15 protein-coding genes and 1 other RNA gene are annotated in these 15,316 nt (G+C 69.4%); 8 read left to right on the forward strand and 8 right to left on the reverse strand.

Features of this window, described 5'->3' with window-relative positions; genetic code table 11:
- Window positions 1-26: 26 nt before the first annotated feature.
- Complete coding sequence (gene panB / locus RM423_RS08430) at window positions 27-860, forward strand: 3-methyl-2-oxobutanoate hydroxymethyltransferase (RefSeq protein WP_311422576.1); 834 nt, start codon at window positions 27-29, stop codon at window positions 858-860.
- A 24-nt stretch (window positions 861-884) separates the two neighbouring features.
- Here the strand turns inward: panB and RM423_RS08435 are convergent, their stop codons facing one another.
- Entirely contained in the window at window positions 885-1,082 is a 198-nt protein-coding gene (locus tag RM423_RS08435; RefSeq protein WP_311422577.1) for a hypothetical protein, read from the reverse strand.
- A gap of 26 nt (window positions 1,083-1,108) precedes the next feature.
- Window positions 1,109-1,513, reverse strand: an RNA gene (gene rnpB, locus RM423_RS08440) — RNase P RNA component class A.
- Window positions 1,514-1,620: 107 nt separating this feature from the next.
- Here rnpB and RM423_RS08445 point away from each other — a divergent pair.
- Entirely contained in the window at window positions 1,621-2,892 is a 1,272-nt protein-coding gene (locus RM423_RS08445; protein WP_311422578.1) for an SLC13 family permease, read from the forward strand.
- Here RM423_RS08445 and RM423_RS08450 read toward each other — a convergent pair.
- From RM423_RS08450 to RM423_RS08460, 3 genes are all read right to left on the reverse strand, one after another.
- Window positions 2,879-4,078, reverse strand: coding sequence for a bifunctional RNase H/acid phosphatase (locus RM423_RS08450; protein WP_311422579.1), 1,200 nt, complete (start codon window positions 4,076-4,078; stop codon window positions 2,879-2,881). The two genes, RM423_RS08445 and RM423_RS08450, sit on opposite strands and share 14 nt — an antisense overlap.
- Window positions 4,075-4,815 carry a zinc ribbon domain-containing protein gene (locus RM423_RS08455; protein WP_311422580.1) on the reverse strand — a complete coding sequence of 247 codons (741 nt, stop codon included), beginning with the start codon at window positions 4,813-4,815 and terminating at the stop codon, window positions 4,075-4,077. Before RM423_RS08455 ends, RM423_RS08450 begins: the two co-directional genes overlap by 4 nt.
- Window positions 4,816-4,905: 90 nt before the next feature.
- Window positions 4,906-6,096, reverse strand: a complete 1,191-nt coding sequence (locus RM423_RS08460) for a Nif3-like dinuclear metal center hexameric protein (RefSeq protein WP_311422581.1) — start codon at window positions 6,094-6,096, stop codon at window positions 4,906-4,908.
- 81 nt (window positions 6,097-6,177) lie between these two features.
- On the opposite strand from RM423_RS08460, the gene RM423_RS08465 reads away from it, so the two are divergent.
- The 5 genes from RM423_RS08465 to RM423_RS08485 all read left to right on the forward strand — a co-directional run bounded on the left by RM423_RS08465 (window position 6,178) and on the right by RM423_RS08485 (window position 11,220).
- The gene (locus RM423_RS08465) at window positions 6,178-6,615 is read left to right on the forward strand and encodes a PLD nuclease N-terminal domain-containing protein (protein ID WP_311422582.1); all 438 of its coding nucleotides are present in this window, start codon (window positions 6,178-6,180) and stop codon (window positions 6,613-6,615) included.
- Window positions 6,616-6,679: 64 nt separating this feature from the next.
- Complete coding sequence (locus tag RM423_RS08470; RefSeq protein WP_311422583.1) at window positions 6,680-8,947, forward strand: putative bifunctional diguanylate cyclase/phosphodiesterase; 2,268 nt, start codon at window positions 6,680-6,682, stop codon at window positions 8,945-8,947.
- A gap of 43 nt (window positions 8,948-8,990) precedes the next feature.
- On the forward strand, window positions 8,991-9,644 hold the full coding sequence (locus tag RM423_RS08475) for an alpha-ketoglutarate-dependent dioxygenase AlkB (protein WP_311422584.1): 654 nt from the start codon (window positions 8,991-8,993) through the stop codon (window positions 9,642-9,644).
- 338 nt (window positions 9,645-9,982) lie between these two features.
- Window positions 9,983-10,513, forward strand: a complete 531-nt coding sequence (locus RM423_RS08480; protein WP_311422585.1) for an RNA polymerase sigma factor — start codon at window positions 9,983-9,985, stop codon at window positions 10,511-10,513.
- Window positions 10,510-11,220, forward strand: coding sequence for an LPXTG cell wall anchor domain-containing protein (locus tag RM423_RS08485; protein ID WP_311422586.1), 711 nt, complete (start codon window positions 10,510-10,512; stop codon window positions 11,218-11,220). Before RM423_RS08480 ends, RM423_RS08485 begins: the two co-directional genes overlap by 4 nt.
- Before the next feature lie 49 nt (window positions 11,221-11,269).
- Here the strand turns inward: RM423_RS08485 and RM423_RS08490 are convergent, their stop codons facing one another.
- Together RM423_RS08490 and RM423_RS08495 are read right to left on the reverse strand one after the other, a co-directional pair.
- Complete coding sequence (locus tag RM423_RS08490) at window positions 11,270-11,686, reverse strand: VOC family protein (RefSeq protein ID WP_311422587.1); 417 nt, start codon at window positions 11,684-11,686, stop codon at window positions 11,270-11,272.
- A 662-nt stretch (window positions 11,687-12,348) separates the two neighbouring features.
- Entirely contained in the window at window positions 12,349-12,960 is a 612-nt protein-coding gene (locus RM423_RS08495) for a TetR family transcriptional regulator (RefSeq protein WP_311422588.1), read from the reverse strand.
- Between the two features lie 89 nt (window positions 12,961-13,049).
- On the opposite strand from RM423_RS08495, the gene RM423_RS08500 reads away from it, so the two are divergent.
- The gene (locus RM423_RS08500) at window positions 13,050-14,465 is read left to right on the forward strand and encodes a serine hydrolase domain-containing protein (protein WP_311422589.1); all 1,416 of its coding nucleotides are present in this window, start codon (window positions 13,050-13,052) and stop codon (window positions 14,463-14,465) included.
- A 256-nt stretch (window positions 14,466-14,721) separates the two neighbouring features.
- Here the strand turns inward: RM423_RS08500 and RM423_RS08505 are convergent, their stop codons facing one another.
- Window positions 14,722-15,144 carry a carboxymuconolactone decarboxylase family protein gene (locus RM423_RS08505; RefSeq protein WP_311422590.1) on the reverse strand — a complete coding sequence of 141 codons (423 nt, stop codon included), beginning with the start codon at window positions 15,142-15,144 and terminating at the stop codon, window positions 14,722-14,724.
- Window positions 15,145-15,316: the final 172 nt, after the last annotated feature.

The following is a 15,316-nucleotide window of genomic DNA, read 5'->3' on the forward strand; positions in this document are numbered from 1 at the left end:
GCCTCGAGGAAACCAAAGGACCCACCATGAGCGAGACGCTCTACGGCGGCACTTCGACGCGCCGTGTCACCATCCGAGACCTGCAGGCCGCCAAGGCCGCGGGCGACCGCTGGCCGATGCTGACGGCCTATGACTACTCGACCGCCGGGGTCTTCGACAACGCCGGTGTCCCGGTGCTGCTCGTCGGCGACTCGGCCGCGAACGTCGTCTACGGCTACGACACCACCGTGCCGGTCACCGTCGACGAACTGCTGCCGCTGGTGCGCGGCGTGGTCCGGGGCGCAAAGCGGGCGCTGGTCATCGCAGACCTGCCGTTCGGCACGTACCAGGCGTCACCGCAGCAGGCGCTCGACACCGCCGCCAGGTTCCTGAAAGAGGGCGGCGCGCACGCCGTCAAGCTGGAGGGCGGCGCTCGACTCGCGCCCCAGGTCGAGCTGCTCACGTCCGCCGGCATTCCGGTGATGGCGCACCTGGGACTGACCCCGCAGTCGGTGAACACCCTGTCCGGTTACCGCGTGCAGGGGCGCGGCGACGACGCCGGCCACCGGCTGATCGAGGACGCGCTGGCGCTGCAAGAGGCCGGGGCGTTCGCCGTCGTGCTCGAGGTGGTTCCGGCGGACCTGGCGAAGAAGGTCACCCACGAGCTGCGGATTCCCACGGTCGGCATCGGCGCGGGCGTCGAGTGTGACGCGCAGGTGCTCGTGTGGCAGGACATGGCCGGACTGCGCGTCGAGGGCAAGCCCGCCAAGTTCGTCAAGCAGTACGCAGACCTGGCGGCTGTCCTCACCGGTGCGGCGCAGACGTTCGCGAGCGAGGTCCAGTCCGGCGTGTACCCGGGCGCCGAGCACAGCTACCACTGAATGGGTTCGCGAAGGGCGGCGCGATCAGGCGCCGCCCTCCCACTTGCTGTCCTCGGCGTCATAGCGCCGTTCCCGGTCGGCGATCGTCTGCAGCGCGTTCGCCGCCGCGGCCTCGGTGTCGAACGGGCCGATCTTCTGGTGGCTTCCGCAGCCCGGGAACACCTCGGCGACGTGGTGCTTCTCGCAGTACCAGTACGTACCTTCGAGGTCCTTGGTGCTCATCGGCACATCGTATCCACGAGAGGCAACGGACGAGTCAGCCTGTAAGCCGGGTCCTGTTCCGGGGCGAGCCCCGGTGGCGACCATCCATCTCGACCTGCCGTCGCCGGCAGGTTCCAGCGGTCTACCCGCAGGCTCGGGCGAGCAGCCCTCGAACGCCTGCGCAGACGTCCGGCGAACCGGACGTCATCCTGACCTTGCTCCGGGTGGGGTTTACCTAGCCGCTCCGGTCACCCGGAACGCTGGTGGTCTCTTACACCACCGTTTCACCCTTACCCGCGACCCGGGCGAACCCGGATCGCCTGGCGGTCTGCTTTCTGTGGCACTGTCCCGCGGGTCACCCCGGGTTGCCGTTAACAACCACCCTGCTCTGTGGAGCCCGGACTTTCCTCGGCAGCCTGTTGCCAGGTTGACGCGGTCGCCCGGCCGACTCGTCCGCCGCGCGCCAATCCTAGCGCTGTGGGGCAACGCCGGTTGCGCAACGTCGCTAGCCTGGCTCGGTGACCTGTCTACGCTGCGCGCGCCCGGGCGCGCGCTGAGCATGTCGGTCCAACTGGTTGTCGGCCTCGTGCTGATCGCGATCTGCCTTGCCGCCGCGGTCGTCCGTCCCTTCGGGCTCAGCGAGGCGGTCGTGGCCGTGCCGTGCGCGGCGCTGGCCCTGATCACCGGCGCCAGCCATCTGAGCACGGCCGAGCACAGCGTCCGCGAGCTGGGACCGACCGTGGCCTTCCTGGCGGCAATTCTCGCCTTCGGACGGCTGTGCGCCGCCGCGGGCGTGTTCGACTACCTCGGCAGCGTCACCGCCCACGCCAGCCACGGGGTTCCCAAGCGCCTGCTCGTGCTGGTCGTCGGGTTCGCGGCCGTCGTCACCGCGACGCTCACGTTGGACGCGACGGTCGTGCTGGTGACGCCGGTCGTGCTGGCCACCGCCCGGCGGTTGCACGTTCCGAACCGGCCGCACAGCTATGCCTGCGCGCACATCGCCAACTCGGGATCGCTGCTGCTGCCGGTGTCGAACCTGACCAACCTGCTGGCGTTCACGGCCAGCGGCCTGTCCTTCGGCCGGTTCGCCGCGGCCATGACCCTGCCCTGGCTGCTCGCCTGCGCGCTGGACTGGGCGGCGCTGCGGCTGGCCTTCCGGCGCGACCTCACCTCGACCGCGGCCGAGGTGCCGCCAGTGCTGGCGGCCCCCCGCTACGCCCTGGCTGTGCTGGCGCTGACGGTGGCCGGTTTCGTGCTGACCACCGCCGTCGGGCTCGCTCCCGCGTGGGCGGCGCTGGCGGGCTGCGTCGCCCTGGCGGTGCCGCAACTCCCCGCCCGTAAGGGGCGGGGAGTGCCCCGAACGCATCCGCCGCTGACCGTGCCCGAGATGGTGCTCGGGGCCAGTCCCGGCTTCTGTGCCTTCGTGCTGTGCCTCGGCGTGCTGGTCGCCGGGGTGCTGAGCAACGGTATCCAGGCCGGGCTGAGCCACCTGATCCCGTCCGGAACCGGGCTGGCTGCCCTGCTGGGACTGGCCCTGCTCGCGGCCGTACTGGCGAACCTGGTGAACAACCTGCCGACCACGTTGGCCCTGCTCCCCCTGGTCACCGGTTCGCCGCTGGCGGTGCTGGCCGTCCTGGTGGGGGTCAACCTCGGGCCGAACGCCACCTATCCCGGATCGCTGGCCACCCTGCTCTGGCGGCGCAGCCTGCCACCCCCGGATCGGCCGCGCGCGGTGGAGTTCCACCGGCTGGGGCTGATCTCGACCCCGGTGCTGGTGTGCACGGTGACCGTGGCGTTGTGGCTGGTCGCCGGACCGCTCAGGCTCCGGTGAGGTGCGCGCTGTCGTTGAACGAGGTGAGCGACACCGGCCCGTCGCGGTAGTAGTCGATCTGGCAGATCGAGGCGGGCGAGAGCAGCATCCGGTGCAGCGCGGACGGCGGCGCGTCCAGAGCCAGCCGGACCAGGATCTTGATCGGTGACACGTGCGACACCACGACCACCGTCTTGCCCGCGTGCTGGCCCAGGATCCGGTCCCGGGCCCGGCGCACCCGGCGCGTCACGTCCTCGAAGGACTCCCCCGCCGGCGGCGCGACGGCCGGGTCGGCCAGCCAGCTGTCGAGCTGGCTGGGCCACTTCTGCCGCACCTCGGCGAAGCTGCAACCGTCCCAGTTCCCGAAGTCGGTCTCGACCATGCCGTCCTCGATCGCGATGTCCAGCCCGAGCCGTTCGGCAATCTGGCCCGCGGTCTGCCGGGTGCGCAGCAGCGGCGAGGAGACGACGGCGTCGACCGGGCCGAGTTCAGCCACCCGTCGTGCCGCCCGCCGGGCCTGGTCCAGGCCCTGGTTGGTGAGCGGCAGGTCGGAGCGTCCGGCGAACTTCTTCGCGACCGAGTATTCGGTGACCCCGTGCCGTACCAGGACGAACCGCGTCGGCGTCGAGTCGGGCGTGACCCAGGCGCTGTTGTTGTTGGCCGGCTGGGCGTCCTCGTCGATGGCGTCTCGGCCGATCGGAACCGAACCGCCGTCAGTCCCCGGCTCCCCGAGAGCCGTCTGAACCGGACCGGTGGCCGGCTTCAGCGGGTGCCCCGCCGCGGCGTCCATCGCCTGGTTGGCCAGCCGGTCGGCGTGGCTGTTCTGCGCTCGCGGGATCCACTCGAAGGTGATCGAGGCGAATTCGGTCGCGAGCTGGCTGGCCTGCCGGAACAGCGGCCGCATCGCCGGGTGCTTGACCTGCCACCGACCCGACATCTGCTCCACCACGAGCTTGGAGTCCATCCGCACCCGGACCGCAGACGCCCCCAGGTCCCGCGCCGCGGTCAGACCGGCGATCAGGCCCCGGTACTCGGCCACGTTGTTGGTGTCGAGCCCGATCGACTCCTTGCGCTCGGCCAGCACCGCGCCGGTGTCGGCGTCCAGCACCACCGCGCCGTACCCGGCCGGGCCCGGATTGCCGCGGGAGCCGCCGTCGGCCTCGACGATCACCCGTTCCACGAACGTGCTCGCGTCAGCCGACGTCACAAGCCCGACTCGTGGCTGCGGACCAGGATCCGGCGGCAGTTCTCGCAGCGCAGCACCTGATCGGGCTTCGCCGCGCGCACCTCGGATAGCTCTGAACCCGCCAGCTCCAGCCGGCAGCCCTCACAGCGTCGCTGCCGGAGCATCGCCGCGCCGACCCCGCCGCTGCTCTCGCGGACCCGGTCGTACAGCGCCACCAGGTCCGAGGGCAGGGTCCCCACCAGCCGGTCCCGGTCGGCGTGCCGTTTCTTCTCCGCGTCGTCCAGCTCCTCGAAGACCTCGTCCCGGGCTGTCGCGGCGATCGCCCGCTCGCCCGCGACGGCCTCCAGCCGGCCCTTGAGGTCGGCGACCTCGGACTCGGCCGTTTCCCGGGTCTCCATCAGTTCGAGCAGCTCGTCTTCCAACGTGCCCTGCCGGCGGGCCAGCGAGGCGACCTCGTGCTCCAGGCTGCTGATCTCTTTGGCGGGGACGCCGGACGCGGCCATCCGCTGCTGATCCTTGCGCGCGCGGGATCGGACGGTGTCGACGTCCGCCTCCATCCTGCGCTGGTCCGCCGCCAGGTCGGCGAGCGTCGTCTCGGCGTCGACCAGCTGGCTGCGCACCCCGGCGGCGCGCTGATCGCAGTCGGCGATGACGGCCAACTCCGGAAGGTTGCGCCTTCGGTGAGCGAGCTGGGCCAGCGCGGTGTCCACGGCTTGCAGGTCGAGCAGCCGCAGTTGGACGAAGGGATCAGCTATCACGTGTGTAGTTGGCTTCCTGGTAGTGCGAATCTGCGGGGTAGTGCGAATCTGCGGGAAAGACAGTTCGTGCTCGTGCGGACAGTGTGACAGTCATCGGGCGTGCAGCGTCCATGGGTCGGTCACGGTTTCTGACACCAGCACCCGGACGGCGGTCTGGCCGGCCTCCCCGCCTGCGTCCCGACCGGAACCATCGGAGCCGCCGGTAGCGAAGCCCTCCCGGAGCTGCCGGGCGACCACGTCCAGCCACGGGAACTCGGTCGCCCAGTGCGCGGCGTCGACCAGGGCCAGCGGTCGCGCCGAGACGCCTGCCGGCTCGTTCACGGTCTCCAGCGTGCTGTGGTGCTTGAGGTCGGAGGTGAGGTAGGCGTCCGCGCCGGCGTCCCGGGCCAGCTCGGCGTACGAGGCCCCCGATCCACCGCACACCGCCACCGTGCGGATGACCTGGTCGGGCGCACCGGCCGCCCGTACTCCCCAGGCCGTCCGGGGCAGGACGGCCGCGACGTGATCGGTGAAGTCGCGCAGGCTGAGCGGTCCCGGCAGTTCACCGATCCGTCCGGTACCGGTCGGCCCCGGCAGGCTCGGGCGCTCGGTCAGCTCGAACGCCACCTCTTCGTACGGGTGCGCCTGGCGGACGGCCATCAGCGCGGCACCGCGCAGCCGGCGTGGCAGCACCACCGACAGCCTGACCTCGGCCTTGCGGGTGAGCACGCCGATCTCACCGTCCGCCGGCTTCGCGCCCGGCAGCGGCCGGTAGGTGGTCGTTCCCTCGACCGTGAAGGTGCCCTGGTCATAGCCGCCGACGGATCCGGCGCCTGCCCTCGTCAGCGCGTCGACGACCTGATCGACGTTCTCGCCGGGAATGAAGACGTTGAGGTGGTCCAGCGCCGGTGCGGGGTCAGGGTCCAGCGGCCGGATCTCACGCAGGCCGAGGACGTCGGCGAGCGCCGCCGATACCCCGTGCTCGGCGACGTCGGCGTTGGTGTGGGCGGCGAAGTGCGCGACTCCGGCTCGGATCATCCGGTGCGCCATCGCACCCTTGGGGTCGGTGGCGGGCACTCCGTGCACGCCGCTCAGGAACAACGGGTGGTGCGTGAGGAGCAGCTGCGCGCCGGCCCGGATCGCCTCGTCCACTGTGTCCGGAACGCAGTCGACGGCCACCAGCACGGTGTCGACCGCTGTGCCGGGGTCTCCACAGCTGAGCCCGACGGCGTCCCAGGACTCGGCCGTCGCGGTCGGGTACCAGTCGTCCAGGGCACGCAGCAGATCGGAGAGCAGTGGCATGGATCATCACGCTACTGCCTGCGGTTGACGTGAGCTCATGAGAGAACCCCCCTCCACGTCGGCTGAGAGCTGGGATGCGCAGTGTTGTATTTCGACGGAGTCTTCGGCCTGGTACTGCTCGCCCTCTGGCTCTTCTGCCTCTTCGACGTCATCACCACCGACGCCTCCAGATGTCGGCACCTGCCGAAGATGGTGTGGGTACTGATCGTGCTGCTGCTGTCCGACGTCGGCTCGATCCTGTGGCTGGTGGCCGGTCGCACCTGGGACAGCGCTACGACCGCGGGCCTGCCGTACAAGGGGAACACCGGCCTGCCGCGGCGGGGCAGCACCGGTCGCTACCCCGAGTACGAGCGCCCCGGCCGCCGCGTCGCCAGTAACCCCGACGACGACGAGGACTTCCTGCGGCAACTTCGCGAGCGGGCCGAGCAACAGCGGCACGAGTACCGGGCCCTGCGCGCCGAGGACGTGGCGCGCGACGAGCGTGAGCGGCGCCGCCGTAGCGGCGACGAGCCCGACTAGCTCAACTGGCTGCATCGCCCGCCGATTGGTCACCAGACAGGTGTCAGCGGAGCGGGGAGTTGATGTGAGCGGGAAGGCCGACAAGAGCGGCCCTGGTGGCACCTCGAGAACTCGGGCGCTCGCCACGGTGGCGGGCACTGTACTGGTGGTGACCGCTGAATTCGCGCTGCTCACCGCCGTCTATGACCGGGCCGAACCCATCCGGCGCGATCAGGTCGCGGTCGCGAGCCTCTCCGGAACTCTGGAATCGGCCACCGGACGGGAACTCACCGCCGCCGCTCGCCGGGCCGATGCCGTGCTGACAGGGCTTTCCAGCTCGGGTGTGCCGCGCGCGGACCTGAGCGCGGCTCGTCAACTGGCAGCCGACACCGCGGCCGATCCGGCCGGCGTCGAGCAGCTCCGGTCAGCCGTGCGCCGGTTGGCAGTGGACCTCGACCACCGGCAGCGAACCGTGACCGCCGAGGCACGGCTGAGCTACGCCGGGCTACTGGTGCTGGCATCGCTGGGCTGGATGGCGTGGTTCAGGCGGCTGGTCAGCCGGCACCGCGCGTTGCAACGGGAGGTCACCGCGCAGCAGGCGCGCAGCGACGGTGAGCAGCGGCTGGCCGCCCTCGTCCGCAACGCCACCGACGTGGTCGCTGTGTGCGAGGCCGACGCCACTATCTCGTTCGCCACCCCGCCGTCCCTGGTGCTGCTCGGAATCGCCGATGACCAGCTCGTCGGCACCCGGCTCACCGAACTGGTGCACCCGGGCGACCTCGACGTCTTCCTGCAGCGACTCGCCAGTCCCGGCCTCGGCGTCGGCGAGCACATCCTGCTGCGCATGGTCCACGCCGACGGCCGCATCCTGTCCATGGAAGGAACCCTGAGCAACCTGCTCGGCGATCCGGCGGTGCGCGGCTTGGTGCTCACGCTGCGCGACATCACCGCACGCCGGGAACTCGAGGAACGGCTCACCTTCCAGGCCTTCCAGGACGGTCTGACCGGTATGGCCAACCGCCAGCTGTTCACCGACCGCCTGCAGCACGCGCTGATCCGGCGCTCGGGACCGGCCTCCCCGCTGGTGGTGCTGTTCTGCGGTCTGGACGACTTCAAGAGCGTCAACGACGGAGCCGGCCACGGGGTCGGGGATCAGGTGCTGGCCGAGGTGGGCGCGCGGCTCAAGGGCGTGGTCCGCGCCGGCGACACCGCCGCGCGGCTCGGCGGGGACGAGTTCGCCATCCTGATGGACTCGGCGACCATCGAGTCCGCGCACGAGGTCGCGCAACGGGTGCAGGCCGCGCTGGCGCCACCGGTCGTGGTGGGCGACCGGTCGGTGACCGTCCGGGCGAGCATCGGGCTCGCACAGGCCGTGCCCGGTGAGATGGACGCCGAAGAGGCACTGCGCAATGCCGACGTGGCGATGTACCTGGCCAAGGACCGCGGCCAGTCCGGCATCGTGGTGTACGAGTCCCGGGTGCACACCGAGGCACTGGAGCGGCTGGCACTACGGGCTGACCTGCAGCGGGCGCTCACCCGGTCCGAACTGGTGCTGCACTACCAGCCGATCATCGACCTCCGGACCGTTGCGGTGAAGGGTTTCGAGGCACTGGTCCGCTGGCAGCATCCGACCCGGGGGTTGATGAGCCCGGCGCTGTTCATTCCGATGGCGGAAGAGACCGGGCTGATCCTGCCGCTGGGCGCCTGGGTGCTGCGGGCGGCGTGCGAGGCGGCGGCGGACATGCAGCGGCCGGGATGCGCGCCGACCATGTCGGTGAACGTGTCCGCCCAGCAGCTGTCCCAGCCCGGTTTCGTGGACAGCGTGCTCGCGGCCCTCACGGACACCGGCCTTCCCTCGGACCGGCTCACCCTCGAGATCACCGAGACTGTCATCCTGCGTGACCTCGACACGGTGGCACCCCGGCTGGCCGCCCTGCGGGAAGTGGGCGTCAAGGTGGCGATCGACGACTTCGGCACCGGGTACAGCTCGCTGGCCTACCTCAGCTCGCTGCCGGTGGACGTGCTCAAGGTCGACAAGTCCTTCATCGACAAGGTCACCACCGACAAGCAGGCGGCCTCGCTCGCCGAGGCGATCATCGCCCTCAGCCACAAGATGCACTTCACCACCGTCGCGGAGGGTGTCGAGCAGCCGGAACAGGCGGCGTGGTTGCGCAAGGCGCGCTGCACCTATGGACAGGGCTACCTCTGGTCGCGCCCGGTCGACCTTGCCGCCGCCCGAGCGATGCTCGGCTCTGAGGTGGGCTTCGGCACGCCGGCGAGGCTGCTGCCCCGAGCCGACCGGCGCGCATTTCGCGGCGCCCCCACCGACGAGGGAATGCGGAAGCTCGGCTGAAGGTCTTTCGAACAGGCGTTTGAATATTTGCTAGAGTCGAGGGATGTACGGCGCGCTGCAGGGGTCGCTGCTGGACCTCACCGAAGAGATCGCACTGGCGCCGCTCGGGGATTCCGTCCTGCGGACGCTGCTCACCGACGGGGCGTGGATCGACGTCCGCCCGGCGTGGCTCAGCGGGGCGGACGCGCTGTTCGACCGGCTCAGCAGTGAGGTGCCCTGGCGCGCCGAGCGGCGCCGGATGTACGAACGGACGGTGGACGTTCCCCGCTTGCTGAGCTTCTACGGCGAGGGCGAGCCGCTCCCGCATCCAGCACTGGACGAGGCGCACGATGCGCTGAACGCGCACTACGAGGACGAGCTCGGTGAGCCGTTCCGGACGGCGGGGCTCTGCCTGTACCGGGACGGCCGCGACAGCGTGGCCTGGCACGGCGACACCATCGGGCGCAGTCGCACCGAGGACACCATGGTCGCCATCCTGTCGGTGGGAGCGCCCCGTCCGCTGCTGCTGCGCCCGCGAGGCGGTGGCGGTACCGGTAGTGGCGGTGCCGGCCGGACGCTGCGGCACAACCTCGGCCACGGCGACCTGATCGTGATGGGCGGCAGTTGCCAGCGCACCTGGGAACACGCGATTCCCAAGACCACCAAGCCGGTGGGGCCACGCATCAGCATCCAGTTCCGACCCCGCGGCGTCCGCTGAAACCACGCTGCGATTTATCCGAAGTAGACCTGGATGGAACAGGCGAATTCCGCCCTCTATCTGCACTTCACCGACCAGACCGGTGACGCCTACAGCCTGCAGCTCTACAGCAGCCGTGGTGAGGTCCACACCGTCGCCTACAACAGCGATGCTCCCGCGATCGTCAAGGTCACCTGGAACTCCTGCCCGCAGTCGGAGTGGGTGAGCCGGCACAGCGCCGGTTCACCCACCCCGGCGGCCTTCCGCTCCACCTGGCGACGGGCTTCGGCGGCTGTTTGCTGTGGATGTGGCATCGTAGAGGCACCAGGGTTCGCGGGGGCCCGGTCGTGGAGGGTTGCGTGGCGGTCGAAGTCGAGGACGCCTACCTCGTCGCGCGCGCGCAAGAAGGCCACCTCGACGCCTTCGAACAGCTTCTCCACCGCCACAACCTCGCGGCCTACCGAGTGGCGTTGCGGATGCTCGGTGATGACGAGGACGCCCAAGAGGTCGCGCGGGAGGCGCTGGTCCTGGCGTGGCGGACCCTTTCCCAATTCACCGGCAACACCTCGTTCGTGATCTGGCTGTACACGATCGTCACCCGTGCAACGCTCGACCGGCTCGCTCGCGGACGTTCTGAGCGCACCGCCCAAAGCCACCCGATGCCGACGGCTGACGAGGTCGCCGGCGGCCCCAGCGACATTGCCTCCGCCATAACGGCACTACCGCCGGCCCAGCGGATCGTCCTCGTGCTCCATCACTTCGAAGGCCTGCCCTATACCGACGTCGCCACCATCACCGGCAGCACCGTCCCCGACACCCGGCGCCTGCTCTTTCGCGCCCGCCGAACTCTCGCCGCGACGCTCGGGCAGTGGGAGGTGGCAGCTCAGTGACGACTCCAGGATCAGGCGCGCCCGAACCGTCGCCCGGCAGCGGCCTGGACGCTGATGTCCAGCACCTCACCTGCGGCGCCGATGTGGACCAGTTGCTCGAACAGGTCGCCGACGGTCACGCCGACGAGCTCACCGACCACCAGTCCGGGTGCGAGTACTGCCAGGCCGCCCTGACGGAATTCACCGCGCTGTGGTCCCCGGTGGCTCTGGCCGCGGCAGCCCCGTTCGTCGTTCCGGTCGGGCTGGCGGGCACCCTCACCGCCGCGGTGATGGCCGACGTCGCGAAGCTGCCGACGACACCTGCCCCGTCGCCGTCCGCCGCACCAGCTACCGGCCGCCTTCCGCTTCAACGATGGCTGCCGCCGCTGATCGCAGTATTGGTCGTTGCCGCCATCATCGCCGTTATCGTGCTCGTGAGCCGCCACCATGGTTCGAAAACCAGTGGCACCGTCCCCGTCGGAATTGCCGCGAGCTCGTCCATCGCTGCGCCGACGACGACTGCCCCCGCTGCGCCGGCATCTCGACCCGCCGCGTCGGCTACGTCCACCGCCCCCGCACGCGCGATTCCGACAGCTGTGCCCGCCGGCAGCGGTGGCCAGGCCGCTGCCACGACGACCGGCACCCGGGACGAGCAAGTGGCGATGCTGCTGGCTGGTGTTGTGCTTATCGCCGCAGGCGGCGGTTATCTGATCCGCCGTCGCCGCTGATCGCACTGTGAGATCGGACATCGTCAGTGCAGGGTCGATCGGACACTCGTCAGTGCAGGCAGAACTCGTTGCCTTCGGGGTCACGCATCACATACGTCAGCGGGCCACGATCGCTGTGGGTGCCGATCAGCTGCGCACCGAGCGCGGTGAGCCGAGCGAGTTCGGCATCCTTGTCCGCCGGCTCCACACGGATGTCAAGGTGCACGCGGTTCTTTGCGACCTTGCTCTCGGGCACCTTTTGAAAGTAGAGCCTCGGCTCGACGCCGCTCGGATCACGGCAAGCGGCGACGTCACGGAACGCCGACCGGCTGGCAACGGTGATGCGCTCCTCGGGCGGCAGCCGGCCGGCGGCGACCAGGCCGTCGACGAACTCTGAGTGGTCTTCAACCTCGACGCCGAGCACAGCCGCCCAAAAAGCAGCTTGCGCATGCGGATCAGCAACGTCGAAGGTCACCTGGGTACGCATGACATCACCCTCCAGAATCTCGTCCTGGCGAATGTCTTACCACTGGCACCGACACCGGCCGCTGACTGGTTCGCTACCGCCGATTACGCCGGGCTCCGCGCATCACCTGAACAGCGGCTCACCGATCGAGGAATGATGAGTAGGTTGGTTGCTTCGGTGGGTCTCAGTTGGATTCACCGCCGGTGTCGAAGTACGCCAGCCGCGACCACCGCCAGAAGCCGATGGTACGGGGCGCGTAAGCAGCTCACGGACTCCGATCGCGACGTCGGCGGCGGCGCTGAAACCATCGCATGGCATCTGCGCGATCCAATCGCAACGACGGCTGCCGGCCGCTTGCCTGCTCACCGCCCGGACCGTGTTCGAAGCCGGCGACGTGGTCGCCGAACTCCACCAAGCCATCGCCCCTCACGGCCACCCGGAACGCATGCTCATCGACAAGGGCGCCGTGTCCGCCGGCTGCCTCCGCGGCCACGGCTGGGTCACGCTCGAACCAGCCGACTGCACCACATCGGCTCGGTCAACTACATCACCAGATCACTACTCGAAACCGGCGGCTTCAGACCCCGACTACACCCTCTTCTGCGATGAGCCGACAAACTCTTGCGGTGGCTGAGTCAATCTAAGGACGAAGGAGCATCCGGCGAGGCCAGGCCGTGCGCAGGCTACTTGCGTCGGCGGCGTAGCTGCGTGCGGAGGCCGAAGATGAGCGTCTCGAGGCTGAAAGACCAGGCCGACTCGGGATCGGCCAGGGCACTGACCAGGCGGACTTGCGGGAACTGGTCGGCCGGGAGTTCGTCCACCGAGGTTTCGGGGGCCTGTCCCGTGACGCTCAACGCCTGCTCAAGCCCCGTGCTGAGCGCGGTGAGCGCGGTCGCCTTTACCGCGTTGTAGGCGTCGTGTGGGTCGAAACCCGCGTGCCGGAAGGCGGCGAGGGCAACTTCGAAGGTCGCCGCGGCGCGCGCGCCTTGCACGGGGCGTCGCTGCAGCGCAGTAACCGCTCCCGGATGCGTGGCAGAAAGCTCTGCCATCCCGGCCACGAACCGGCGCACCCACGTTTCCCAACCGACCGCGACCAGAGGCAGCTTCGCCTCGTCGAGGAGCAGTTCGATGATTCCGTCGGTCACCGCCTCGCGGGTCGCCACATGGTTGTAAAGCGAGGTCACGTGCACCCCGAGTTCGGCCGCGATGCGTCGCAGCGTGACCGCCTCGAAGCCCTCCCGGTCGGCCAGCGTCACGGCGGTGCGGAGGATGCCGTCTCGCGTCAATGCCACCACGCAGACAGACTACGCGCTCTTGACAGGACAACCTACAGTGTCGGTACAGTACGATACCTACAGTGTAGGTAACCGAAAGGGATTAGATGATGTTCACCGAACGACAGATCGAGGACCGGCTCGCAGAGCTGATCGCGAAACACAATGTGCCGGGCGCTCAACTGGCCGTGCTCGACGGCGACACAGTCACCGAGGTAGCCGCGGGCGTCCTGAGCCTGCGCACCCGGTGGCCCACTACGACCGACGCGTTGTTCCTGCCCGGCTCGATCGGCAAGGTGTACACGGCGACGCTGGTCATGATGTTGGTCGAGGAAGGCACGCTCGACCTCGACGTGCCCATCCGGACCTACCTTCCGGATTTCGAGGTCCGCGATCGGCGCGCCAGCGAGGTCGTGACGCCGCGGCACCTGCTCAGCCACACCAGCGGCTTCGACGGAGATCACTTCACGAACACAGGCAGAGGCGACGACGCGCTCGCGCGTTATGTCCAAGGCTGCGCCGACCTGCCCCAGATCGCGGACCCCGGCGCCATCTGGAGCTACAGCAACAGCGGCTTCGCCATCCTCGGCCAGATCGTCGAGGCGGCGACCGGACAGACCTTTGAAGACGTCCTGCGCGAGCGACTCTTCGCTCCCCTGGCGCTCAAGAGCACCGTGTCCTACGCCGAGGATGCGATCGTGCACCCCACCGCGGTCGGGCACATACCCGATCCCGAGGACCCCGCGCACCTGATCGTCAGCCCGACCTGGGGGCTGTACCGGTCATTCGGGCCGATGGGCACCGCTGTCGTAGCGAGCGCCGGAGATGTTCTCGCCTTCGCCCGACTACATCTCGATGGCGGCCTGGCCTCCGATGGCACGCGGTTGCTGTCAGCCACGCTCGTGGAGGCGATGCGAGAGCCGCAGGTGAGCTTGGTGGACGACTCCGTGTTGGGCGAGGCCTGGGGACTGGGCTGGATTCTCGATCACTGGGGTGAGGTCGAGATCATCGGCCACGACGGCAACTCCATCGGGCAGAACGCTTTTATGCGCCTCGCCCCACAGCAGCGTTTCGGATTCTGCCTGCAGACCAACACCGAGAGCGCTATCACGCTCTACCGCGAACTTGCCGCGTGGCTGTTCGGCCAACGCCTGGGCGTCGGGCCCCGTCCCGACCCTCAGATCGTGCCCGATTCGGCCGTGGCCGACCCGGACCGGTACGCGGGCAGGTACGAGCGGGAAGGACTGCTCATCGAGGTCACCGCTGACGCGCACAACTGCCTGCTCGCGTCGGTCACTCCGACCCACGCGGTCGCCGCGGAACAGGGCTGGCCGCCGATGATCGACCTCCCGCTGCAGCCTGTCGCCCGAGCGGACTCGTTCCTGCTCAAGTTGCCCATCGCCGATGCGGACCTGCTCGCCGTGTTCTTCAACCCTGACGATGTCGGCGCGACCCCGACCCACCTGCACTACGGCGCGCGAGCGCACCGCCGTGTGTCGCCGGAGGCAGGAAGCCGGATCGGATGAGGTTGTCGACCGACGATTGACAGTGCACAGAGAGCTACAGTGACGCACCTGAGCACAAACGCGTCCCGGGATGTTCGCAACCACGCTGCCGTTGTCCTGCGACAGGGCAGTTGCCTCGGCGAACGGAATGGACACGGAATGGACGTCGTCAGCCAGGACGGTGACTTTGACGCGCTCGAAAGCGTGGGCGGTCCCACCGTCATCCGGGTTTGACCACGCCACGATGGGGTCGCGCTGCCGGCGAACAGTGGTCGACCTACTGGTGGGCGGTGTCGCGTTGGCCGCCCGAGGCGAACGATCCGTGAATGGTTTCCATGGCGAGGGACGCTCGTGGGTACCCGATGTAGCCGGCCAGGACCATCATCAGGGCGCTCAGCGCGGCCTCGTCCAGCCCGTGCTGCCGGCCCAACCGCAGATGAGTGCTCAAGCGGTCTCCGGACACGCCCTGCGCGGCCAGGGCGGTGATGACGGCGATGCTGCGTTCGCGTCCGGTGAGAGCGGGGTGCGACCATGCCGGTCCCCCGGCGGCCTGAAGCGCCTCCTCGGCGAACACCGCCCCGACACGCGCGGCGAAGGCCGCAGGCACCTCCTGCTCAGGCACGGCAAAGATCTTGGCGTAGGCCGAGATGCCACGCTCTCGTCTGCTCCGGGATTCCCGCGCGTCCGGGGTGTCGCTCATCGAGGTTTTCCTTCCTGGTCGTCACGCACAGAGGCCGCTAGGTCCGTCACGCCACATGCTCGGCGCACAAGCAGCCCACCCCCTGCTCGATCCATTCCTGCCCGGACCAGTCCGGGTGCCGCTCGATCATCAGTGCTCGGACCTCGTCGACGATCGTCTCCTCGCTCATCGA

It is taken from the genome of Jatrophihabitans lederbergiae, assembly GCF_031845305.1.
In the GTDB taxonomy this organism is placed as follows: domain Bacteria; phylum Actinomycetota; class Actinomycetes; order Mycobacteriales; family Jatrophihabitantaceae; genus Jatrophihabitans_A; species Jatrophihabitans_A lederbergiae.